Here is a 23,083-nt window from a genome sequence, read left to right on the forward strand (position 1 = left end):
AGAGCAAGACAATGGCAAAAGAATTTAGCCGTACCCAACGTGTAGCACAACAGCTACAAAAAGAATTAGCAGTGATTTTACAGCGTGAAATCAAAGATCCAGCGATCGCAATGACAACAATCTCAAGTGTTGATGTATCGCGTGATATGAACTACGCCAAAATCTATGTAACTTTCTTTCCGATTGGTGAGCAAACTGCCGAAGGCAGCTTGGCAGCACTACGTGAAATGGCACCTTACATTCGTTCACTACTAGGTAAAGAAATTCGCCTACGTGTAACACCTGAGCTTAACTTCATTTTTGATCAATCGTTAACTGAAGGTATGCGTATTTCTAACCTAGTATCAAAAGCGGTACGTGACGATGAAGATCGTCGTGGTGATGAAGACGAAGTAGAAAAAGGCGAGGAGTAAGCATGGCACGTCGTCGTAAAGGTCGTCCAATTAACGGTGTGATCTTGGTTGATAAACCAACCGGCATTAGTTCTAACGATACCCTGCAAAAAGTGAAACGTATCTTTTTTGCACAAAAAGCGGGCCATACTGGTGCGCTTGATCCTTTAGCGACGGGCATGTTACCGCTTTGTTTTGGTGAAGCGACCAAATTTTCACAATTTTTATTAGATTCTGATAAGCGTTATCGTGTGATTGCCAAATTAGGCGAACGTACCGATACCTCTGATTCTGATGGTGAAGTGGTTGAGACCCGTGAGGTTAATGTTGATCGCGATCAGCTTGAAGCATGCATCGACCGTTTTCGTGGCACGACTGATCAAATTCCATCAATGTACTCAGCATTAAAATATCAAGGCCGTAAATTGTATGAATACGCACGTGAAGGGATCTCAATCCCTCGTGAGTCGCGTAAGATTACTGTGTATTCGGTTGAGCTATTGCGATTTGATAACAATGAAGTTGAAATGGAACTTCATGTATCAAAAGGTACGTATATTCGTACTATCGTTGATGACTTGGGGGAAATGCTAGGTTGTGGTGCTCATGTTATTATGTTGCGTCGTACTGGTGTTTCTAACTTCCCGTATGAGCGCATGGTATCCATTGAGCAGTTACAAGCGATGCTCGATGATGCTAAAGCTAATGATGTTGAGCCAGGTACAGTATTAGATGCGTTATTATTACCAACTGATACTGCAGTACAAGATTTACCAGCAGTGAATATCACCGCAGAAGCTGCGGTTCATGTTCTACACGGTAATCCTGTCGTTGCCGAGGTTGTTCCAGCTGAAGGCACATTAGTGCGTATTACGGTTGGGAATACTGCTGAATTTATTGGCGTTGGTACCATTGATGCAAAAGGCATGTTGGCACCAAAGCGAGTAATGGCAAATGAACAACAGTAATAATGACTCCAGTAAATCACAAGTAATAGTCAATCATTAATCAGCTTGATTAGGGTAAATAAGTTGCTTGAGATTAAAAATAACGCTGGTTAATTATTCGCTTGTAGTTCGTAGCGCTGATCAGTATAATCCGCGGCTTGGGTGTCGGCTGAATCAGAGATTGGCGGCACAAATTAAAACATCTTGTATTAGGAATGAGTTATGTCTCTGAATGCAGAAACTAAAGCAGCAATCGTTGCAGATTACGCACAATGTGAAAATGATACTGGTTCTCCTGAAGTTCAGGTTGCACTTTTAACAGCGCAAATCAACCACCTTCAAGGTCACTTTGCTAACCACAAGCACGACCACCACAGCCGTCGCGGTCTACTACGTATGGTTTCTCGTCGTCGTAAGCTTCTAGATTACCTTAAGGGTAAAAACCTAGATCGTTACCAAGACTTGATCAAGCGTCTAGGCCTACGTCGCTAAGATTGCTTTAAGAAAGGAGCCCTAGGCTCCTTTCTTTTTATCTGCTCTTTTTATTACTGATACCGCTATTATTGATTCGCCTTCCTGTCATCTTTTCTAATTTCGTCTACTATCTGTACCGGAGTTAAGCTCAAGTTTGTTGTATGAATGCTTACGCAGAGATATGATAGGTGGTGAGTAAATAACTGCACATTTCCACTATTTTTATGGCTTTGCGAGTCGTTTTCGTCGACCTTCAGGTCGCGGCTAATAAAAGTTTTCGTCATATGAGAACTTTGATTAGTCGCGATACGTGAAATCATAATAAAGTGGACATCAATTACATGACGCTTATGTTTGTGTTGGTTATAATTGACCTGCAAATAGAAAGCGGAATATATTTAAGGAAATTCACGTGAATCCTATCGTAAAGACTTTCCAGTACGGTAACCACACGGTTACTCTTGAGACTGGTGTTATAGCACGTCAAGCGACTGCTGCAGTAATGGTTAGCATGGACGACACATCAGTGTTCGTTTCTGTTGTTGGTAAGAAAACAGCAGTAGAAGGTCAAGACTTCTTCCCACTAACAGTGAACTACCAAGAGCGTACTTACGCTGCAGGTAAAATCCCTGGTGGTTTCTTCAAGCGTGAAGGCCGTCCTTCTGAAGGCGAAACACTGACTGCACGTCTAATCGACCGTCCAATCCGTCCGTTATTCCCAGATGATTTCAAAAACGAAGTACAAGTTATTGCAACAGTGGTTTCTGTAAACCCTGCTGTTAACCCTGATATGGTTACAATGATTGGTACTTCTGCAGCACTTGCTATTTCTGGTATTCCATTTAATGGTCCTATCGGTGCGGCACGTGTAGGTTACATTAACGATCAATTCGTTCTTAACCCAAGCAATGAAGAGCTAGAAACAAGCCGTCTAGATCTTGTTGTTGCTGGTACTAAAGATGCAGTATTGATGGTTGAGTCAGAAGCTGACCGTCTATCTGAAGAGCAAATGCTACAAGCTGTTGTATTTGGTCACGACCAACAACAAGTTGTTATCAATGCAATCAATGAGTTTGCAGCTGAAGTTGCGACTCCTGCTTGGGATTGGACTGCACCTGCAGAGAACACAGCACTTAAAGCTAAGATCGCAGAACTTGCAGAAGCTAAGCTTGTTGAAGCTTACCAAATCACAGAGAAAATGGCGCGTTACGACCGTATTCATGAGATTGCAGCTGAAGTAAATGACGCGATTGTTGCTGAAGATGCTGATGCAAATGCGAAAGAAATCCACACTATCTTCCACGATTTAGAGAAGACAGTTGTACGTGGCCGTATCATTGCTGGTCACCCACGTATCGATGGTCGTGAAAAAGACATGGTTCGTGCGCTAGACGTACGTACTGGTGTACTTCCACGTACTCACGGTTCTTCACTATTTACACGTGGTGAGACTCAAGCACTTGTTACTGCAACATTGGGTACACAACGTGATGCTCAAATCATTGATAGCATCATGGGTGAGAAGAAAGATCACTTCCTTCTTCACTACAACTTCCCTCCATACTGTGTAGGTGAAACTGGTTTCGTTGGTTCACCTAAGCGTCGTGAAATTGGTCACGGTAAGTTGGCGAAGCGTGGTATTCAAGCGGTAATGCCATCTGTTGACGAATTCCCATACACAGTACGCGTAGTATCAGAAATCACCGAATCTAACGGTTCATCTTCAATGGCTTCTGTATGTGGTACGTCGCTAGCACTTATGGATGCTGGTGTGCCAATTAAAGCGTCTGTTGCGGGTATCGCAATGGGTCTTGTTAAAGAAGGCAATGATTTCGTTGTTCTTTCTGACATCCTTGGTGACGAAGATCACCTAGGTGACATGGACTTTAAAGTAGCGGGTACTGACGACGGTATCACAGCACTTCAGATGGATATCAAGATTGAAGGTATCACTAAAGAGATCATGGAAATTGCACTTAACCAAGCTAAAGGCGCGCGTAAGCACATCCTTAGCGTAATGGATAATGCAATTAACTCTCCTCGTGAAGAGATCTCTCAGTTTGCTCCTCGCATTCACATGATGAAGATCAACCCAGAGAAGATCAAAGATGTTATCGGTAAAGGTGGTGCAGTTATCCGTGCACTAACTGAAGAAACTGGTACTACAATCGAGATCGAAGACGATGGTACAGTGAAGATCGCTGCGACTGAAGGTACTGCTGCACAAGAAGCAATCCGTCGCATCGAAGAAATCACTGCAGACGTTGAAGTTGGCCGTGTTTACACTGGTAAAGTAATGCGTATCGTTGACTTCGGTGCGTTTGTATCAGTTATCGGTGCAAAAGAAGGTCTAGTTCACATTTCTCAAATCTCACAAGATCGTGTAGAGAAAGTGTCTGATTACCTACAAATGGGTCAAGAAGTTCAAGTTAAAGTACTTGAAATCGACCGTCAAGGCCGTATTCGTCTAAGCATGAAAGAAGCAGTAGAAGCGCCAGCCGCAGCTCCTGCACAAGACGAGCAGCCACAAGGCTAAGCGTTTTGCTAATATCATGATATAAAGGGGCTAATAGCCCCTTTTTTTGATCTAAATATTATCATAGACGCTGGATCGTCATTGATGTCACAGGGAGAACTGAGTTGATAATACGCCATCTTCAATATGTTGTAATTGCATCTGCATTAATGCTAAGCGGATGTTCGGTAATGCCTACAACATGGAGCCATCCGCCAATGGCGATCCCTTATCAACCTAGTTTGCCGCAGCAGATTCAGTTGGCACGGATTGAGCAAATATTACAGCAGCCTAATATTCCTCAAACAACATTAGCAACCATTTATTATGATCGTGGTTTATTGCATGACAGTTTAGGTCTACGCGATTTAGCGCGGTTAGATTTTAATAAGTCGTTAAAGTTAAACCCAAATCAACCGGACTTATTTAATGTTGCCGGGGTGATATTTACTCAAATGGGGATGTTTGATTCAGCTTATGAGTCATTTGATTCAACGCTGGATTTAGCCCCAGATCATCCTTATGCACATCGTAATCGCGGTATCGCATTGTATTACGGTGAGCGTTATGAGCTCGCTAACGATGATTTATTACCTCATTATCAGCAAGATATTGATGATCCTTACCGTGTTATCTGGCTGTATATCAATGATTTAAAATTGGTGCCTCAGCAAGCACAGACATTGCTTCAACAGCGTTATGCCGCGAGTGATAAAAAAGATTGGGGCTGGCAGATTGTGCGGATGTACCTTGGTGAGGTCAGTGAAGAGCAGTTTTTAACAGATATTGCAGAGCAGAGTAAAGATAACGAGCAATTAGCGCTGCGATTGACAGAAGGGTATTTTTATCTAGCGCAACGTTACCAACAGCAGCAAGATTATCCAACTGCGATCATGCTTTATAAATTGGCATTATCAGGCAATGTGTATGAATTTATTGAACATCGACTATCGTTACTTGAACTAAATCGTATTTTTACCGCAGAGCAAAATGCAACGGCTGTAGAGACGGCCTCTCCAACGGCATAGCGCTGATGATTTTCTATAAAAATAGCCGCTTATCATAGCGGCTATTTTTTTATTCTAAACGAACCTCGAACCTCGAACCTCGAACCTCGAACCTTAGCGAATATCTAATCCTGCTAGATTATGCCAGTAACCATTGCATTGATGACCATCAGCAAGTGAGTGATGAATATCACCTTGTTCATTGGCTCGGAAATCATCAATCAGTGTCAGGGTATCAAGTCCCATTGGGCTTAATCGCACTACATCGACCATATCTTTCATGCCTTTCAAATCGTTAATCAGGTTATAACAGTAACCGGATTGGGTTTGAATGCCATTAAGGGTGAAGACTTTTTGATCTTCTTGGCTGTTAACTGTGATCCCTTGCGGATACTTAATACAACAAGTTTCGCAATCATCTTTAGCTTTATTTTCAGCCCTAGCAGTAAAGCAGCGCGCAGAGTAAGCTAATGGAAGGTAGCCATAACTGAACACTTCGGTTTCAAATTGTTGACGTATTCCAAGTGCTTCGCATTCGATTAGTGTGTTACGTAACCAATCACGAGACAGTTCAACTGGCATACACCAACGGGTCATGCCTTGTTTAGCAAACAATTTCAACGTCTGTGCGTTATAGCAGTTTACCGCTGGCCCTACTACAAATGGCACTTTGCTTTGTGAGGCAAGTTGAATCGCAGATACATCGTTAGCTTCAACAATAAAGTCGCCATTATCGATATATTTTTTCATGATGTTGACTTCGCTAGGTGCTTCTAGCAACGCCATGGTTGACAGCACTACCTGCTTACCATTTGCAGCGAGCTCTTTGGCGATATCAATCCATTGGGCTGGTTTTAATGCTCGACGTTTAGAACACACCGTTTCCCCTAAATAAATCACATCAACATTGCTGTGCTTGGCTTGTTGATAAAATGTTTCAACATCATGCTGAGGCCAAAAGTAAAGCAATGGTCCAAGTGAATATTTCATTAATGATCCTTTATTGCCATTTACGGTGGTATGCACCTAACGTTGTTTGTTTACCTTCAGACAAATTACCTAGGCATGCATTCCACGCAGGATTAACACTGTAGCCTTCAGGATTTGCTAAATAGTGGTCAATCGCAGCGCGCCAAGTGCGAGTCACTTGTTCTACATACGCTGGGCTACGTTGACGGCCTTCAATCTTAACCGAAGCAATATTGGCTTTAAAAAGCTCAGGTAGAATCTCTAATGTATTAAGACTGGTAGGCTCTTCTAGTGCATGGAAGCGCTTGTTATTACCATCGATATTAATATCAAATCGACCCTTACATAAGGTTGGATAACCCGCATTTTCACCCGCAGCATAGCGATCAATTAGCACTTCATTTAAGCGTGATTCTAGCCCTTGTGGTGTTTCTTGCCAGCGAACATATTTAGCCGGTGAACAAGCACCAACAGTATTGGGTGATTCACCTGTCATGTAAGAAGATAAATAACAGCGACCTTCAGACATAATGCACAAGCTACCAAAAGCAAAAACTTCTAATTGCATATCGGTATTACGTGCTAACTGCTTTACTTGGTGTATAGACAGTACGCGCGGTAATACTACTCGCTTGATATTGAAGTTTTGTTGATAAAATTCAATCGCAGCAATGTTGGTTGCTGATGCTTGTACCGAAAGATGCAATTCTAAATCGGGGTAGGTGGTAGCGGCATATTCAAGTACACCGATATCAGCCACAATCAGCGCATCCACGCCCATTGCTGCAGCATTATCAACTGCTTTAGTCCAACGACTAAAACCATCTGGATGGGCAAAAGTGTTTAAAGCAACATGCAATTTACGATCATGATCTTTTACATACTGCACTGCTTTTTCAAGTTTGCGATCAGTAAAGTTTAAACCCGCAAAGTGGCGAGCGTTAGTATCGTCTTTAAAGCCGATATAAACTGCATCTGCACCATTATCAATAGCCGTTTTTAATGCTGGTAAATTGCCAGCTGGGCAAAGAAGCTCCATGTTATTTTATTATCCAATCTTTGCATAAAAGCGATGTTATTATAGTAAAAGTGTTTATTGTCGTAGATCTTGATGCTAGGCAGGTTTTGTTGATATTAAACAATAAAATTGTTACTAAATGATCGTGTTTTTAGACTGATATCAACCAGTCAGATAAATTTTTTCCTTTAATAACAACTCTTCAAGTTCTTGTTTAGGCATTGGACGATGAAAATGAAACCCTTGAATATAGTCACAATTAAGGTTTGATAGTAGTGTCGCTTGTTGGCGAGTCTCAATCCCTTCAGCAACTACACTCATGTTAAGTGATTTGCCTAAATTGATAATATTTTCAATCAGGGTAATTTGTTTGGGAATGGTATCAATGTCTTTAATAAACGCCCGATCAATTTTAAGTTCATCAAGGGGAAAGCGGGCTAAATAAGACAATGAAGAATAACCGGTGCCAAAGTCATCAATTGATAGTGCAAATCCTTGTTTTTTAATTGCATTTAGCATTTGAATAGTATGCTCTCCGTCACTCATGACCGTACTTTCAGTTAGCTCAAAGGTAAAGTCAGCCGCATTAATGCCTGTGAGTTGACGCAGTTGATCGACAAAGCTGATTAACTTAGGATTTTCAAATTGTTGGGATGATAAGTTAATCGCGACACGGCCTTTTAAAAGCTGTTGTTTTTTCCATTGGTTAACGGTAGTAAAGACTTCTCGCATCACCACTCGACCTAATTGTTCGATAAGACCTGAACGCTCAGCAACGGGAATAAACTGCGCTGGACTGATGTAACCTTCAACAGGGTGCTTCCAACGAACTAATGCTTCAGCGCCATCAATTTCAAAGTTTTTAGCATTAACCTTAGGTTGATACCACACTTCGAGGCCGTTATTTTGTAGCGCTTTTTGAAGTTCGATTTCAAGCCATAAACGCATGCGAGCTTCTTTACTCATGGCGTCGCTGAACACCACCAATCGATTTCGACCACGGTTTTTGGCTTCATACATCGCAGTATCAGCATTTTGCAACATCATTCGAGCATCATGACCATTACCTGGAGACTTAACCATGCCAATAGAGCAGGCAAGGTGTTTACTAAAATAGCGTAAATCAAAAGGTTGGTTAACTAAGGCAATGATTTTCTCTGCAATCACTTCACCGCTATTTTCATGTTCGGGATAAGCAACCAGTACCGCAAATTCATCACCACTTAAGTGACCAATTAACGCATTTTTAGGTAATAGCTGTTGCAAACGTTGAGCAATTTCTTGCAACACTTTATCGCCAATATGGTGTCCTAATGAATCATTGATATTTTTGAAGTTATCAATGTCTATATACAGCATAAACAGTGGTGTATTGGCTTTCATTAACAGATCTAATTGGCGACTAAAACCATAGCGGTTATAAAGCCCTGTTAATGGATCAAGCTGCATTAGTTGCTCTATTTTATGCTGCTGGTCATCGCTGCGAGTGGCGGCGATGAGTTTTATTAATAGCGCAGCTTCACCCATTATAGTTATGGGAGTCGTGGTTAATAGTAGTGGTGAATTATTCTCACCATGTGCGGCATAATAATGTTGATTATCGCTATGGGTGATATTCTCCAGTTGTGTACTGTGACAAGGCTGCTTCTTATTATTAAGCAAGACATTACTCAGCGCTTGTCCCAATAGCGCATTTTTTGACGTTATTCCTAATAATTCAATGGCTCGCTGGTTAGCATTCATGATGATATTTTTTTCAACCACACAGATGCCATCTGTCATTAAGTTTTGTAGTTGATTGAGTTGGTGTTCCGACTCTTGTAAGGAATTAATCAGAATATGCCGTTCTGAAGTATCAACCGAATGTAAAATAATGTGGCTGATATTACCGTCATTATTAGTTAATGGTGCCAGACTGATATGCAAACTGGTGTGCTGAGAGGTGTCGTTAATTATAATTTCAGCCTCAATCACCTCACCTTTAAAAGCACGGTCATAATAGGGTTTTAAGCATTGGTAATAATAACTGCCTAGAGTGTCGATATCGTTACTACCGAGCAGTTCATGTTGCGGTTTACCACTGATATCACAGTAACGCTCATTAACATGACAATAGTTGTGCCGGTCATCAAGAATAGCAAATAGGAAAGGACTATTATTTGTTAGTAATGGAAACCAATAGTCAAGTTGCTCTAGGTGCATGAATGTCTGATCCTTGACGCTATATTGAGATATTAATGATAAGGTGAAGTCTTCCATCAGCAGTGTAAATGTTAGTTAGCGTAAATATAATGTTTATTAACAAAATAATGCTTAGTTTTAGCGATGCAGTTGATTTTTTTTGACTCAAGGCATAAAACAAATGGTCAAGATTGCCATACAATTCATTTTTAGCGTTCGATTTTAAACAGGAATACACATAGTGATTGCTCAACTTAGAAAAAAATTGGTTCAACATGGCCCTGCATTATTACGCGTCCCTGTAAAACTGACCCCGTTCGCTATTCAAAAGAAAATGATGCTAGATGGCTTAGCAATGGTTTTTAAAGAAGCATTAGAAGACGGTGATTTTGAGTTCCTTGAAGATCGCTGGTTAAAAGTGGAAGTACGTGATTTAGAATTACAGTGGTTTATTAGCTATCAAGACGAGAAATTAGTCGTTGCTGAGCAATGTGAGCATCATGATGTGAGCTTTAGTGGTGAGTGTAATGATTTAGTATTAATTGCAGCACGTAAAGAAGATCCTGATACACTGTTCTTTCAACGTCGTCTGCGTATTGAAGGTGATACCGAACTCGGATTAGAAGTAAAGAATTTGATGGACAGTATCGATCTTGATTCTTTGCCTGCTCCAGTGAAATTTGTGTTACAGCAATCAGCTGATTTTATTCATCAGGGAATGCAGGCTAACGTGACTGACAACGAGGTAGTACATGCTCATTAGATCTGAAGCTCCTGCTGATATTTTATTGATAGATAGATTATTAAAAACTGTTTTTGAGACTGATGCTGAAGCTAATTTAGTGATGCGTCTGCGTGAAAATGGTTGTCGCACGTTATCATTAGTCGCTTGTACTGATGACGGTGAAGTGATTGGCCATGCTTTTTTTAGTCCGGTTACAGTGGCTGGACAAGAAACTAATTGGCAAGGTCTTGCGCCACTAGCGGTACGTGAAGATCATCGTCATCAAGGGGTTGGTCTAGCATTATTAGCAGAAGCACAAGCGACGTTAGCTGATTTTGATTATCCTGCGGTAGTGGTATTAGGCGATCCTAATTATTATCACCGTGCAGGTTATCAAGCAGCATTACAATATGACTTAACATGTTGTTGGCCAGCAACAGAAGAGGTTTTTATGGTGTTAGAAATTGCACCAGGTAGCATACAACAACATCAAGGTTTGGTTGAATATTGTGAAGAGTTTAATGCTCTAGCGTAATAAAAATCGACTCATAACGATTAAAAAAGCTGCAATCAGAGATGAACCTCAGATTGCAGCTTTTTGGTTTCTATTCATAAGTTATTAATAATTAAGTGTAATTGTTTTAATATTGGGAAGTAAGAACTCTTTATTTGTCATTTGGGTTCATATTTAGTGGTGGTATTTTATTGCTAATAAATAACTCTAAGGAATAGCAGCAATGATCCCACGTAGTATTACCTCACCTAAAAAATTTATTATTGGTCAAAACCTGTTACCACAGTTAGATGGATTTATTAAAGATTTTGGTAATAATGCCTTATTGATTTGCGATGAATTTATTCTTAATAAAGTAAAAACAGAGGCTTTACCGGTACTACAACAAGCGGGTATTACTGCTCATGCAGAACAATTTCAATATGAATGTACTGATACTGAAATTGGTCGTATCCATGAGATAGTTAAACGCCTTGGTGCTAATGTTGTTGTGGGTATCGGTGGTGGTAAAACTATGGATGTTGCCAAAGCAGTGGCGCATTTTGCTCACATTCCGGTAATTATTTTTCCAACGATTGCTTCTACAGATGCACCTTGTACAGCGTTATCAGTAGTATACAAAGATGATGGCGAGTTTGACCGTTACTTATTCCTACCGCAAAACCCAGATGCTGTTATTGCCGATACTGGGATTATTGCCGCTGCGCCAACTAAATTCTTTGCTGCGGGAATTGGTGATGCACTAGCTACTTTCTTTGAAGCGCGTGCATGTTGTTATGCTGATGGTTTAAACCTTGTTCAAAAACGGGTATCACGTACCGGTCTTGGTATGGCATTAATGTGCTATGAATTGATTGTTGAAAACGTAGAAATGGCAATGGATGCAGCACGTCGTCATGTGGTTACTCCAGCATTAGAAGAAATGGTCGAAGCAACGATTTACCTTAGTGGTATCGGTGCTGAGTCAGGTGGTTTAGCGGCAGCACACGCAGTGAGTAATGGTATGTCTTCACTTCCACAATTACACCATATTCAACATGGTGAGAAAGTGGCGTTTGGTTTGCTCACTCAATTAGTGTTAGAAAAAGCCGATGCTGAAGAAATTGAAAACGTTATTTACGTGATGAAAACAGCGGGCTTACCATTAACGTTAGCTGATTTCGGTATTGAAGAAATGGTGGAATCTGAATGGCGTCAAGTAGCAGAGATTGCGTGTGCCGAAGGTGACACTATGTGTAATATGGCGGTTAAAGTAAATGCTGATCGCGTTTACCAAGCGATGGTTGCAGCCGATGCATTAGCACAACGTTATCATGACTAAGTTTTCAGTTTAATGACTGATGAGTAAATACAGTGCCGGCATCATGTCGGCATTGTTGTTTTTAAGCCATTAGGAACAGAAGATGATAGTTTATGAGTACAAAGCAGTGCGGATTTGCTAGGATCAGTCTCCATTTATATTCCATAGCAGGTAGGATATGAAGCAACGCGATATTCAGGTGTTACAGGAAATGGGGATCACTTATTGGCAAGTGCGAAAGCCTGAGCTTTTTCCTAATCAAGTGCTGCCTGTGATCAATCTACCCGCTGAGTGTAAGCTGCTTTTTATTGCGGCAGAGGAATTGGATGAGCATGATGCTTGGTTATTTGGGCGAATTTTATCAAGTATGAAATTAACGTCACAGCAAGCATTATCCTTGCCGCTATCGGCACTTGATCAAATCGCAGAACACCATTTAACTTGGTGTTGGTTTGCGGGTTGCCAAGGGGCGCACCCTACGGGTTGTCAGGTACTGAATTCGGCCTCATTAAAACTTATGCATAATGATCCCTCGTCAAAGAAGGCATTATGGCAACAGATTTGTAGTTATGACGCATAAAATTATTCCATTAGAACCACATCATACTGATGATGTTTGGCGTATCGAACAAGCTGCTAACACCTTTCCGTGGGCAGAGTCAATGATCCGTAAAGAGCCTAACCGTATTGCTGCGAACTATGTCTTAGTAGTTGATGAGCAAGTAGTGGGTTATTGCTTTGGACAATTAGTTGCAGGAGAGGGCACGTTATTAAATATTGCCATTGATCCTGCTCAGCAACGTAAAGGCTACGGTAAATTATTACTCAATGGTTTTATTGATGCATTAGAAGCCAAGCAAGCGGAAGAGATTTGGTTAGAAGTACGTGAAAGTAATCTCGGTGCGTACAAGCTTTATGAAGCAACAGGGTTTAATGAAACCAATCGTCGAGTTGGTTATTACCCAGCTGTTGATGGCCGTGAAGATGCATTGATCATGGCTTATATGTTTATGCCTTTTAGCTGATTTAGCACAAAAGAGACCAATAAAAAGGCCGTATTCAGATGAATACGGCCTTTTTGGTATTAGTAACCTGTTAGGGGATTAGTGTTCGCGGGTCGCGCGGAAATCACCTTCAGGGAAACGCTCTTTGGCAAGGTTAAGATTAACCATGGTTGGCGCGATGTAAGATAAGTTATCACCGCCATCTAGTGCAAGATGAGATTGGTTCTTACGCTTGAATTCTTCAAGTTTCTTAACATCACTGCATTCAACCCAGCGCGCAGTAGCAACGTTAACGCCTTCATAAATCGCTTCAACGTTATATTCAGCTTTAAGACGGGCAACAACCACATCAAACTGAAGTACACCTACAGCACCCACGATCAGATCGTTGTTTTGTAGTGGACGGAATACTTGTACAGCACCTTCTTCTGAAAGTTGCACTAAGCCTTTTAGCAACTGCTTTTGCTTGAGTGGATCTTTTAGACGAATGCGACGGAATAATTCAGGCGCAAAGTTTGGAATACCGGCAAACTTAAGGTTCTCACCTTGAGTGAAGGTATCACCAATCTGAATGGTACCGTGGTTGTGTAAACCAATAATATCACCAGCATAAGCAACTTCTGCGCGTGAACGGTCACCCGCCATAAACGTTACCGCATCAGAAATACTAACGCTTTTGCCGGTACGAACATGGTTCATCTTCATACCTTGATTATAAGTACCAGACACAATACGCATAAATGCAATACGGTCACGGTGCTTAGGATCCATGTTAGCTTGGATCTTAAATACAAAGCCTGAGAATTTCTCTTCTGTAGCTTCAACTTCACGCGTATTTGCTTGGCGAGGTAATGGTGCTGGAGCCCACTCCGTTAAACCATCAAGCATATGGTCAACACCAAAGTTACCCAGTGCAGTACCAAAGAATACTGGTGTTAGTTCACCGGCTAAAAATAGCTCAAGATCAAACTCATTAGATGCGCCGATTACAAGCTCTAGCTCTTCACGTAAATTGGCTGCTAAATCGTTACCGATTGCAACATCAAGCTCTGGATTATCTAAGCCTTTAATGATGCGTTGCTCTTGAATAGTGTGGCCTTGACCTGTGCTATACAGAATCGTTTCATCACGGTGAATATGGTAAACACCTTTGAACTCTTTACCACAACCAATTGGCCATGAAATTGGAGCACATGCCATACCTAGTTCAACTTCAACTTCATCAAGCAGTTCCATTGGATCACGTGTTTCACGGTCCAATTTGTTCATGAAGGTAACGATAGGTGTGTCACGTAGACGAGTAACTTCCATTAGCTTACGGGTACGATCTTCGACACCTTTAGCGGCATCAATAACCATAAGACAAGAGTCAACAGCGGTTAGGGTACGGTAAGTATCTTCTGAGAAGTCTTCGTGTCCAGGAGTATCAAGCAAGTTAACTAAACAAGCATTGTAAGGAAACTGCATCACAGATGTAGTTACCGAGATACCACGTTCTTTTTCCATCTCCATCCAGTCAGATTTTGCATGCTGGTTAGAGCCACGACCTTTTACGGTACCCGCTTTTTGGATCGCGTTTCCGAACAACAATACTTTTTCAGTAATGGTGGTTTTACCCGCATCGGGGTGGGAGATAATAGCGAAAGTACGACGTTTCGATACTTCGCCTTGAAACAGTGTTTGCGACATTAGCATGTTCTTTTTGAATGGAGTGCGTTATTCGCTATTGTCGCTGATTTTACCTTTAGACTCAATCTAGCCACAGGAGAATTACTCACAAAGATAAAGAATGGCGTATTTGAGGTTGAATTTGAGTAATAATAGCCACAATACCTGCCTTGATAGAGATTCAAACTATGTCTGTAGTGAGCAATAATTCAGTAATCATTGACAGTCACTGCCATTTTGATTTTGCCCCTTTTGCTGAAAATCCAACTCAAGCGTGGACACAAGCGCAGCAAGCTGGCGTAAAAGCGATGGTAATTCCAACTGTCGGCAATAGCAATTGGGGTACAGTTGCGAGCTTATGTCAGCAATTTTCAGGTTTGTATTATGGCTTAGGTATCCATCCTTTTTTTAGTCATCAACACAGTATTGAGGTGATGACGGAATTAACCGCCGCACTTATTGATGCCAAAGATGACTATCGTTGTGTGGCCGTTGGTGAGTGTGGGTTAGATTTTGCAGTAGCAAACGTTAATCGTGACCAACAGCTTGAGTGGCTACAGGCACAACTTATATTGGCGAATCAATATCAATTACCGGTGATATTACATTGTCGTAAAGCGTTCCCTGAACTAATACAGTTATTGCGCCAGCAGTTACCAAAAGCGGGAGGTGTTTATCATGGTTTTAGTGGTAGTTACCAACAAGCGACTCAGCTAGTTGATCTCGGCATCAAAATCGGGGTAGGCGGCACAATTACTTATAGTCGAGCGCAGAAAACTCGCGCTACGATGACTAAGTTACCGTTATCTGCGCTGTTATTGGAAACTGATTCACCAGATATGCCCGTTGCGGGTTATCAAGGTCAACCGAATCGACCTGAGCGTTTAGTTGATATTGTGACCGTATTAGCTCAACTTCGAGGTGAGACTTATGCACATATAGCACAAGCAACAACCTTAACAACGGCTGAATTATTTCAAATCAAGCTGTGATTTTGCTGCCAAGACAAACGATTGCGCTAATCGTTTGCATATTGCTATGTTTGTTATGTGATACCGATCACAATAGCGAATTCTAATACATGAAGTTTCCTCATAAACTGTGATCTTGGCATTACATCATCATCAGCTCCATGAGTATAATGCGCCAACTCTTAAAGAGCCGAACTGTCAAGACGCCAAAACTTAACTATAGGATTCCATAAATCATGAGCCTGCTAATGAGCCTTGTTGGGATGGTGGTACTGCTACTAATTGCTGTACTACTTTCTGATAACCGTAAAGCGATCAATCTACGTACTGTTGGTGGCGCATTTGCTATCCAATTCCTGTTGGGTGCATTTGTACTTTATGTACCTGTAGGCCGTGATGTGCTGTACGGTATGTCACAAGCAGTTGCTAACGTTATTGCTTACGGTAATGACGGTATTAACTTCTTATTTGGCGGTCTGACTTCAAACAAGATGTTTGAGCTGTTCGGTGGTGGTGGTTTTGTTTTCGCCTTACGTGTTCTGCCAGTTATCGTGTTCTTCTCTGCTCTTATTAGCGTGCTTTACTACTTAGGTATTATGCAGGTTGTTATCAATATTCTTGGTGGCGGACTACGTAAAGTTCTGGGTACTTCACATGCAGAATCAATGTCTGCAACAGCAAATATCTTTGTTGGTCAAACAGAAGCACCATTAGTTATTCGCCCATTCGTACCTAAGATGACTCAGTCTGAGTTGTTTGCGGTAATGTGTGGTGGTTTGGCGTCTGTTGCTGGTGGTGTACTAGCAGGTTATGCACAAATGGGTGTACCACTAGAATACTTGATTGCTGCGTCATTCATGGCAGCACCTGGTGGTCTATTATTTGCAAAAATCATCAAGCCTGAAACTGAGCAGCCAATTGAGCAGCTAGGTGATAACGTTGATGAAGCTGAAGAAAAACCAGCAAATATTTTTGATGCGGCAGCTGCGGGTGCATCATCAGGTATGCAATTAGCACTAAACGTTGGCGCAATGCTACTTGCATTCATCGGTCTAATCGCATTAGTAAACGGCATGTTAGGTGGTATCGGCGGTTGGTTCGGTATGCCTCAGTTAACACTAGAATTAATTCTAGGTTACATCTTCTCACCACTAGCATTCTTAATCGGTGTGCCATGGGGCGAAGCACAACTTGCTGGCTCATTCATCGGTCAAAAGATTGTTGTTAACGAATTCGTTGCTTACCTAAACTTTGCCCCTTACCTGAAAGATGTGGCTGACGGCGGTATGTTAGTAGCAGAGACTGGTGCAGTAATGTCTGATAAGACTAAAGCTATCATCTCATTTGCATTGTGTGGCTTCGCTAACTTATCTTCAGTAGCTATTCTACTGGGTGGTATCGGTAGCCTTGCACCAACACGTCGTGCTGAAATCGCTCGCTTTGGTATGAAGGCAGTGGCAGCAGGTACGTTATCTAACCTTATGTCTGCAACGATTGCTGGTCTATTTATTGCTCTTGCAGCGTAATAATCTCAGCAACAACAAATAACACACTATTATTAGCGCCACCGCATTAGCGGTGGCGTTTTTTTTGTTATACGGTTAGGTATGGGTTAAACGTAATTAACCGAATTTAATGTAATAAAATCGATTGCGTTCGCCTTTCTAAATTTTCACTCTGTTATTATTCTCAAATAGAAACAGTACCACTATTATTGATAATAAATTATGGCTGTTATTTGCATCATTAATAATAAGTTATGCAATAAATGGCTTTTTTTATGATCAAGTTGCATGAGTTGCGATATCAGTTTTTATTTCAGTAAACATATTATCCACCACAGGAAACACGAGTTTAATGGTCGAGTCGTGGTTGAGTTGATATTATAAGTAGGTAAAACCTAAACAAGTTGATCAACGAAACTTTGTTTTAGGTCGCACGCGCGGTGCTAAGGATAGCAACCAGCATTATGTTAATTGATAACTGGGTCTTCAAGGAACAACGTCCGCTCATAGATGACAGCGATAATCAATGTCGTTGCATTGCAGTGAATTTGATGAGTTCACTGCTGAATTCATATCGAGTATTCAGATAGTATAATTAATGCTATCTCGATCAAACATTACGACTGGAGAGAGTCATGAGCGATTTAAAAGCTGCGGCATTACGTGCATTAAAATTAATGGATCTTACAACATTAAATGAAGACGACACTGATGAAAAAGTGATTGCACTGTGTAAGAACGCAAAAACAGTTGTTGGTAACACTGCCGCAGTATGTATCTACCCACGTTTTATTCCTGTTGCTAAAAAGCAGCTACGTGAACAAGGTACACCAGATGTACGTATTGCAACCGTGACTAACTTTCCACATGGTAATGACGACATTGATATCGCTGTTGCTGAAACGAAAGCAGCTGTAGCTTACGGTGCAGATGAAGTAGACGTAGTATTTCCATACCGCGCGTTAATGGCTGGTAATGCAGAAGTAGGCTTTGAGCTTGTTAAGCAATGTAAAGCAGCGTGTGGCGATAACGTACTTCTAAAAGTTATCATCGAAACAGGTGAACTAAAAACTGAAGCACTTATTAAGCAAGCGTCTGAAATCTGTATCAATGCAGGTGCTGATTTTATTAAAACATCAACAGGTAAAGTGCCTGTAAACGCAACACCTGAATATGCTGAAATCATGCTAAATGTGATTAAAGACATGGGCGTAGAAAAAACAGTTGGCTTTAAGCCTGCTGGTGGTGTGCGTACTGCTGAAGATGCACAACAATACCTAGCAATGGCTAACACTATTCTTGGTGATGAGTGGGCTGATAGCCGTCATTACCGTTTCGGTGCATCAAGCCTACTTGCTAACTTACTTCACTCGTTAGGTGAAGGCGAGCAAGCAGCACAAGGCGGCTACTAAGCGTCTTTGAATAAGGTGGCCTCATGCCACCTTATTATTTCTTAACACTAATTATTTTATATTAGTGACAATTATCTAGGTTATTTAACCGTATTTATCAATGATATTTAAATGTCAGTGACGGGTTTTTGCTGGCCAATTTTGGCGGCTTAATAGCGTAATTTGACCGCTAGATAATTAATTTTCCCCATTGAAATTTATATCAGTAAGAGGATCGTCATGTACTTACCTCAAGAAATTATTCGTAAAAAACGCGACAATATTGCTTTAACAGCAGATGAAATTAATTTTTTCATTCAAGGTGTAGCGAAGAACACTGTCTCTGAAGGTCAAATCGCAGCATTTGCAATGGCGGTTTATTTTAATGATATGACTATGGATGAGCGGGTCGCATTAACATGTGCAATGCGTGATTCTGGTATGGTGATTGATTGGGGCCATATGAACTTTGATGGTCCAATTGTTGATAAACACTCAACCGGTGGTGTGGGTGATGTGACCTCTTTAATGCTGGGCGCTATGGTAGCGGCATGTGGTGGCTATGTACCAATGATATCAGGTCGTGGTCTTGGTCATACTGGTGGTACGTTAGATAAGTTGGAATCGATTCCAGGTTATAACATTACGCCAAGCAATGAAGTGTTCGGTAAAGTAACCAAAGAAGCAGGCGTGGCAATTATCGGTCAAACGGGTGATTTAGCCCCTGCTGATAAACGTGTGTACGCAACCCGTGATGTAACTGCAACGGTTGATAATATTTCATTGATCACTGCGTCTATTTTGTCTAAGAAATTAGCGGCTGGTTTAGACTTCTTAGTGATGGATGTAAAAGTAGGTTCTGGCGCATTTATGCCAACTTACGCAGCATCAGAAGAGTTAGCAAAATCGATAGTTGCAGTTGCTAATGGTGCAGGTACATGTACATCAGCGTTATTAACTGACATGAACCAAGTATTAGCATCAACAGCGGGTAATGCGCTTGAAGTACGTGAAGCGGTACAGTTTTTAACCGGTGAATACCGTAATCCGCGTCTATATGAAGTAACGATGGCATTGTGTGCTGAAATGTTAGTTATCAGTAAACTTGCATCAGATTTACCGCAAGCACGTGCCAAACTTCAAGCAGTGTTAGATAATGGTCAAGCAGCAGAACGTTTTGGCAAAATGGTTGCAGGTCTTGGTGGTCCAACTGATTTTATCGATAATTATGATAACTATCTTGATAAGGCAGAGATTGTTAAACCTGTATTTGCTGAAACAACCGGCTTTGCAAGTGCAATGGATACGCGTGGTTTAGGTATGGCTGTTGTCGGCATGGGTGGTGGTCGTCGTGTTGCTAGCGATAGTATCGATTATGCAGTAGGTCTATCAAATATGATTCGTCTTGGTGATGAAGTATATGCTGATACACCATTAGCAATGGTACATGCGCGCACTGAAGCGCAATGGCAAGAAGCAGCGAAAGCAGTACGAGCTAACATTACCGTTGCAGATACAACGTCAGAAGCAACCCCTGAAGTATACCGTCGTATTGGCAAACAAGATGTATAACGGAGCAAAAATGAAACGTTCAATTATTTTAGTTTTAGATTCTTTTGGTATCGGCGCGACAGAAGATGCGGTTGATTTTGGTGATGTAGGCGCAAATACTCTTGGCCATATTGCGGCAGCATGTGCGCGTGGTGAAGCTGATAATGGTGATCGTAGCGGTGCTCTACATTTGCCGAACCTAACTAAATTAGGTTTAGCAAAAGCATGTGAAGAATCATGTGGTAGTTTTCCTGAAGGTATGGATAGTAACGTTGAAATCGTGGGTGCTTATGGCCACGCGAAAGAAATTTCATCAGGAAAAGATACCCCTTCTGGTCACTGGGAAATTGCAGGTGTACCAGTATTGTTTGATTGGGGTTACTTTAGCGATAAAACTAACAGTTTCCCTAAAGAACTAACAGATCGCATTCTTGCACGTGCAGGCTTAGACGGTTACTTAGGTAACTGCCATGCATCTGGTACTCAAGTACTGGATGATTTGGGTGAAGAGCACATGCAAACAGGTAAACCAATTTTCTATACATCTGCTGACTCTGTATTCCAAATTGCATGTCATGAAGAGACTTACGGTCTTGATAAGTTGATGGAACTTTGTCATATCGCTCGTGAAGAGCTAGAAGATTACAATATTGGTCGTGTTATTGCGCGTCCATTTACTGGCGCTGGTAAAGGTCAGTTTGAGCGTACGGGTAACCGTCGTGACTTGTCTCTTGAGCCACCTGCAGCAACTGTTCTGCAAAAGTTGGTTGAAGAAAAGCAAGGTGAAGTAATTTCTATCGGTAAGATTTCTGATATCTATGCGGGCTGCGGTATTTCTCGTAAAGTTAAAGCAACCGGTATTCCAGCATTGTTTGATGCAACGTTAGCACAAATTGACCAAGCGAGTGATAACAGTATCGTATTTACTAACTTCGTTGATTTTGACTCAGCATATGGTCACCGTCGTAATGTTGCAGGTTATGCCGCAGCGTTAGAATACTTTGATCGTCGCTTACCTGAAATCTTAGCCTTGCTAAAAGAAGATGATGTGCTAATTATTACTGCTGACCATGGTTGTGATCCAACATGGCCGGGTACAGATCATACTCGCGAGCATATTCCAGTGATTGTTACTGGACCAAAAGTAAAGGCGGGTTCATTAGGCCGTCGTGAAACATTTGCTGACATTGGCCAAAGCCTTGCTAAGCATTTTGGTACTTCAGATATGGCTTACGGTAAGTCGTTTCTATAAATACGAATAAACAGCTATTATTCTCATCACCAAGGCGAGGAATCATTGGATTAATCGCCTTGATTATTATAAAAATGTGCTTGTTTATATGATAGCGATTATTAGTTATTACTAAAGTGCGTTTTAAATCAAATGCTAGCATTTCTGATAACTGATTCAATTAACAAAAGGATATAACGATGGCTACTCCACATATTAATGCTGAAATGGGTGATTTTGCAGATGTCGTGCTGATGCCTGGTGATCCACTACGTGCTAAATTTATCGCAGAGACATTCCTAGAGAATGTTACTGAAGTATGTAACGTACGTAGCATGCTTGGTTTCACTGGTACTTACAAAGGTCGTAAGATCTCTGTTATGGGCCACGGTATGGGTATTCCTTCTTGTTCTATCTATGCGACAGAGTTAATTAAAGACTTTGGCGTGAAGAAAATTATCCGTGTTGGTAGTTGTGGTGCTGTACGTGATGACGTTAAATTACGTGATGTTGTTATCGGCATGGGTGCATCAACAGATTCTAAAGTAAACCGCATCCGTTTTGGTGGCCACGACTTCGCAGCAATTGCTGACTTTGGTATGGTACAAAATGCTGTAGATGCAGCAAAAGTAAAAGGTATTCCAGTTAAAGTAGGTAATATTTTCTCTGCTGATTTGTTCTACAACCCAGATTTTGATTTCTTCAAAACAATGGATAAGTACGGCATCGTTGGTGTTGAAATGGAAGCCGCTGGTATCTACGGCGTAGCAGCAGAATTTGGTGCTAAAGCACTGACTATCTGTACTGTTTCTGACCATATTCTACGTGGTGAAGCAACAACTTCTGAAGAGCGTCAATTAACGTTCAATGAGATGATTGAAATCGCATTAGAATCAGTATTGCTTGGTGATGCCGAGTAATAGTCGTTGAAATAAGGCCGTTTATAGGTTCTTATTTTAATGAGGAAAGTTAAATAAAAAAGCGGTAACAGTGCCAACTGTTGCCGCTTTTTTATGGTCACTAATTGTTGTTATTGGTGCTGATTACGCAGGAATGGAAAATGTCCTTGGTAATGCTGACGACTAAAGACCAACATCAATAATCCGCCTAGAATCAATGCCGCTATCATTAAGCCTCGAATAATAGCGGTCATGGTCGCCATTTGAGCGTAAGCATGAGTCAGTAATTTATCGTGTTCGAGCGTGATCCGCATAAAACCAATAATATGGCCATTGAGCAATACTGGCTCTGCAATTTGTTGGCGACCGATACTCGCCATTGCCAGTGGCGTCGACAGCCCTGTTAATTGTTCTAATGGCATTGCGGCTTTGGTTTTTGCTAATACCACTCCCTCAATATTGTAAATACTAGCATCCAATATTAATGGCTCAGTTGTTAAATTTTGAACTAATAATTGCAGTTGATCTTGGTCTTTATTTTCAATATCTAGCGCTGAATTTTGAGCTGCTTGGCGTACAATAATTTGTGATAAGGTTTGAGTTTGTTCACTTAACAATTGATAGTTTTGTTGGCTAAGTGAAGCACCGTATTGAAGAATGCCAATAAATGTTAATAGGCATATTAGCAATATAACGGCTTTATGCAGTCGCTGACGTTGCCACCGTTTGGTGTTCCATTGGATCATTGAGAGCTCTCGATTACTTCGATGACGGTTATTCTACACTAAAAAAATAATAGATGATTATTTCACCTATAGGTAA

21 protein-coding genes are annotated in these 23,083 nt (G+C 41.2%); 16 read left to right on the top strand and 5 right to left on the bottom strand.

Annotated elements, in window-relative coordinates; all coding sequences use genetic code 11:
- The first annotated feature begins 11 nt into the window (after positions 1-11).
- From rbfA to nlpI, 5 genes are all read left to right on the top strand, one after another.
- Positions 12-413: a 30S ribosome-binding factor RbfA gene (rbfA, locus tag BTN98_RS00950; RefSeq protein WP_060997669.1), complete on the top strand. Its 402-nt coding sequence runs from the start codon at positions 12-14 to the stop codon at positions 411-413.
- 2 nt (positions 414-415) lie between these two features.
- On the top strand, positions 416-1,360 hold the full coding sequence (gene truB / locus BTN98_RS00955; RefSeq protein WP_060997670.1) for a tRNA pseudouridine(55) synthase TruB: 945 nt from the start codon (positions 416-418) through the stop codon (positions 1,358-1,360).
- Between the two features lie 201 nt (positions 1,361-1,561).
- Positions 1,562-1,831: a 30S ribosomal protein S15 gene (gene rpsO, locus BTN98_RS00960; protein ID WP_006646210.1), complete on the top strand. Its 270-nt coding sequence runs from the start codon at positions 1,562-1,564 to the stop codon at positions 1,829-1,831.
- 394 nt (positions 1,832-2,225) lie between these two features.
- Positions 2,226-4,349 carry a polyribonucleotide nucleotidyltransferase gene (gene pnp, locus BTN98_RS00965; protein WP_060997671.1) on the top strand — a complete coding sequence of 708 codons (2,124 nt, stop codon included), beginning with the start codon at positions 2,226-2,228 and terminating at the stop codon, positions 4,347-4,349.
- Between the two features lie 104 nt (positions 4,350-4,453).
- The gene (nlpI, locus tag BTN98_RS00970; RefSeq protein ID WP_174545305.1) at positions 4,454-5,356 is read left to right on the top strand and encodes a lipoprotein NlpI; all 903 of its coding nucleotides are present in this window, start codon (positions 4,454-4,456) and stop codon (positions 5,354-5,356) included.
- 93 nt (positions 5,357-5,449) lie between these two features.
- Here nlpI and BTN98_RS00975 read toward each other — a convergent pair whose 3' ends face one another.
- From BTN98_RS00975 to BTN98_RS00985, 3 genes are all read right to left on the bottom strand, one after another.
- The gene (locus BTN98_RS00975; RefSeq protein WP_060997672.1) at positions 5,450-6,325 is read right to left on the bottom strand and encodes a U32 family peptidase; all 876 of its coding nucleotides are present in this window, start codon (positions 6,323-6,325) and stop codon (positions 5,450-5,452) included.
- Positions 6,326-6,335: 10 nt separating this feature from the next.
- Positions 6,336-7,343 (bottom strand): ubiquinone anaerobic biosynthesis protein UbiU, encoded by a 1,008-nt coding sequence (ubiU, locus tag BTN98_RS00980; RefSeq protein WP_060997673.1) that lies wholly within the window; start codon positions 7,341-7,343, stop codon positions 6,336-6,338.
- Positions 7,344-7,484: 141 nt separating this feature from the next.
- Positions 7,485-9,524, bottom strand: coding sequence for a sensor domain-containing protein (locus tag BTN98_RS00985; RefSeq protein WP_060997674.1), 2,040 nt, complete (start codon positions 9,522-9,524; stop codon positions 7,485-7,487).
- Between the two features lie 220 nt (positions 9,525-9,744).
- Here BTN98_RS00985 and ubiT point away from each other — a divergent pair, with 220 nt between their 5' ends.
- The 5 genes from ubiT to rimI all read left to right on the top strand — a co-directional run bounded on the left by ubiT (position 9,745) and on the right by rimI (position 13,066).
- A complete protein-coding gene (gene ubiT / locus BTN98_RS00990; protein ID WP_060997675.1) occupies positions 9,745-10,266 on the top strand; it encodes a ubiquinone anaerobic biosynthesis accessory factor UbiT in 522 nt (173 codons plus the stop codon).
- Complete coding sequence (locus BTN98_RS00995) at positions 10,256-10,762, top strand: GNAT family N-acetyltransferase (protein ID WP_060997676.1); 507 nt, start codon at positions 10,256-10,258, stop codon at positions 10,760-10,762. The genes ubiT and BTN98_RS00995 overlap by 11 nt, the downstream gene beginning before the upstream one ends.
- 202 nt (positions 10,763-10,964) lie before the next feature.
- Entirely contained in the window at positions 10,965-12,062 is a 1,098-nt protein-coding gene (locus tag BTN98_RS01000; protein ID WP_060997677.1) for a glycerol dehydrogenase, read from the top strand.
- Between the two features lie 157 nt (positions 12,063-12,219).
- On the top strand, positions 12,220-12,621 hold the full coding sequence (locus BTN98_RS01005; protein ID WP_060997678.1) for a DNA polymerase III subunit psi: 402 nt from the start codon (positions 12,220-12,222) through the stop codon (positions 12,619-12,621).
- The gene (gene rimI / locus BTN98_RS01010) at positions 12,611-13,066 is read left to right on the top strand and encodes a ribosomal protein S18-alanine N-acetyltransferase (RefSeq protein ID WP_060997679.1); all 456 of its coding nucleotides are present in this window, start codon (positions 12,611-12,613) and stop codon (positions 13,064-13,066) included. The genes BTN98_RS01005 and rimI overlap by 11 nt, the downstream gene beginning before the upstream one ends.
- A gap of 78 nt (positions 13,067-13,144) precedes the next feature.
- On the opposite strand, the gene prfC is transcribed toward rimI, so the two are convergent.
- Complete coding sequence (gene prfC / locus BTN98_RS01015; protein WP_060997680.1) at positions 13,145-14,734, bottom strand: peptide chain release factor 3; 1,590 nt, start codon at positions 14,732-14,734, stop codon at positions 13,145-13,147.
- A gap of 167 nt (positions 14,735-14,901) precedes the next feature.
- Between prfC and BTN98_RS01020 the strand changes: the two genes are divergently transcribed.
- From BTN98_RS01020 to deoD, 6 genes are all read left to right on the top strand, one after another.
- Positions 14,902-15,705, top strand: coding sequence for a TatD family hydrolase (locus tag BTN98_RS01020; protein ID WP_231730672.1), 804 nt, complete (start codon positions 14,902-14,904; stop codon positions 15,703-15,705).
- 215 nt (positions 15,706-15,920) lie between these two features.
- On the top strand, positions 15,921-17,210 hold the full coding sequence (locus tag BTN98_RS01025) for a NupC/NupG family nucleoside CNT transporter (protein WP_060997681.1): 1,290 nt from the start codon (positions 15,921-15,923) through the stop codon (positions 17,208-17,210).
- A gap of 614 nt (positions 17,211-17,824) precedes the next feature.
- Positions 17,825-18,601 (top strand): deoxyribose-phosphate aldolase, encoded by a 777-nt coding sequence (gene deoC / locus BTN98_RS01030; RefSeq protein WP_060997682.1) that lies wholly within the window; start codon positions 17,825-17,827, stop codon positions 18,599-18,601.
- Positions 18,602-18,820: 219 nt separating this feature from the next.
- Positions 18,821-20,152: a thymidine phosphorylase gene (gene deoA, locus BTN98_RS01035; protein WP_060997683.1), complete on the top strand. Its 1,332-nt coding sequence runs from the start codon at positions 18,821-18,823 to the stop codon at positions 20,150-20,152.
- Positions 20,153-20,162: 10 nt separating this feature from the next.
- Positions 20,163-21,383 (top strand): phosphopentomutase, encoded by a 1,221-nt coding sequence (locus tag BTN98_RS01040; protein WP_060997709.1) that lies wholly within the window; start codon positions 20,163-20,165, stop codon positions 21,381-21,383.
- Positions 21,384-21,562: 179 nt separating this feature from the next.
- Positions 21,563-22,282, top strand: a complete 720-nt coding sequence (gene deoD / locus BTN98_RS01045) for a purine-nucleoside phosphorylase (protein ID WP_060997684.1) — start codon at positions 21,563-21,565, stop codon at positions 22,280-22,282.
- A 110-nt stretch (positions 22,283-22,392) separates the two neighbouring features.
- Here deoD and BTN98_RS01050 read toward each other — a convergent pair whose 3' ends face one another.
- Complete coding sequence (locus BTN98_RS01050; protein WP_060997685.1) at positions 22,393-23,007, bottom strand: YtjB family periplasmic protein; 615 nt, start codon at positions 23,005-23,007, stop codon at positions 22,393-22,395.
- Positions 23,008-23,083: the final 76 nt, after the last annotated feature.

Source organism: Photobacterium aquimaris (genome assembly GCF_002954455.1).
Classification (GTDB): Bacteria; Pseudomonadota; Gammaproteobacteria; order Enterobacterales; family Vibrionaceae; genus Photobacterium; species Photobacterium aquimaris.

What these genes read in the sequence shown, in the direction of transcription:
- BTN98_RS00995 (WP_060997676.1), top strand. Translation starts at nt 10,256, where the DNA reads ATGCTCATTAGATCTGAAGCTCCTGCTGATATTTTATTGATAGATAGA.
- rimI (WP_060997679.1), top strand. Translation starts at nt 12,611, where the DNA reads ATGACGCATAAAATTATTCCATTAGAACCACATCATACTGATGATGTT.
- BTN98_RS01050 (WP_060997685.1), bottom strand. Translation starts at nt 23,007, where the DNA reads ATGATCCAATGGAACACCAAACGGTGGCAACGTCAGCGACTGCATAAA.
- deoD (WP_060997684.1), top strand. Translation starts at nt 21,563, where the DNA reads ATGGCTACTCCACATATTAATGCTGAAATGGGTGATTTTGCAGATGTC.
- prfC (WP_060997680.1), bottom strand. Translation starts at nt 14,734, where the DNA reads ATGTCGCAAACACTGTTTCAAGGCGAAGTATCGAAACGTCGTACTTTC.
- ubiU (WP_060997673.1), bottom strand. Translation starts at nt 7,343, where the DNA reads ATGGAGCTTCTTTGCCCAGCTGGCAATTTACCAGCATTAAAAACGGCT.
- BTN98_RS00975 (WP_060997672.1), bottom strand. Translation starts at nt 6,325, where the DNA reads ATGAAATATTCACTTGGACCATTGCTTTACTTTTGGCCTCAGCATGAT.
- BTN98_RS01020 (WP_231730672.1), top strand. Translation starts at nt 14,902, where the DNA reads ATGTCTGTAGTGAGCAATAATTCAGTAATCATTGACAGTCACTGCCAT.
- BTN98_RS01025 (WP_060997681.1), top strand. Translation starts at nt 15,921, where the DNA reads ATGAGCCTGCTAATGAGCCTTGTTGGGATGGTGGTACTGCTACTAATT.
- deoC (WP_060997682.1), top strand. Translation starts at nt 17,825, where the DNA reads ATGAGCGATTTAAAAGCTGCGGCATTACGTGCATTAAAATTAATGGAT.
- BTN98_RS01040 (WP_060997709.1), top strand. Translation starts at nt 20,163, where the DNA reads ATGAAACGTTCAATTATTTTAGTTTTAGATTCTTTTGGTATCGGCGCG.
- deoA (WP_060997683.1), top strand. Translation starts at nt 18,821, where the DNA reads ATGTACTTACCTCAAGAAATTATTCGTAAAAAACGCGACAATATTGCT.
- rpsO (WP_006646210.1), top strand. Translation starts at nt 1,562, where the DNA reads ATGTCTCTGAATGCAGAAACTAAAGCAGCAATCGTTGCAGATTACGCA.
- BTN98_RS00985 (WP_060997674.1), bottom strand. Translation starts at nt 9,524, where the DNA reads ATGCACCTAGAGCAACTTGACTATTGGTTTCCATTACTAACAAATAAT.
- truB (WP_060997670.1), top strand. Translation starts at nt 416, where the DNA reads ATGGCACGTCGTCGTAAAGGTCGTCCAATTAACGGTGTGATCTTGGTT.
- rbfA (WP_060997669.1), top strand. Translation starts at nt 12, where the DNA reads ATGGCAAAAGAATTTAGCCGTACCCAACGTGTAGCACAACAGCTACAA.
- BTN98_RS01000 (WP_060997677.1), top strand. Translation starts at nt 10,965, where the DNA reads ATGATCCCACGTAGTATTACCTCACCTAAAAAATTTATTATTGGTCAA.
- BTN98_RS01005 (WP_060997678.1), top strand. Translation starts at nt 12,220, where the DNA reads ATGAAGCAACGCGATATTCAGGTGTTACAGGAAATGGGGATCACTTAT.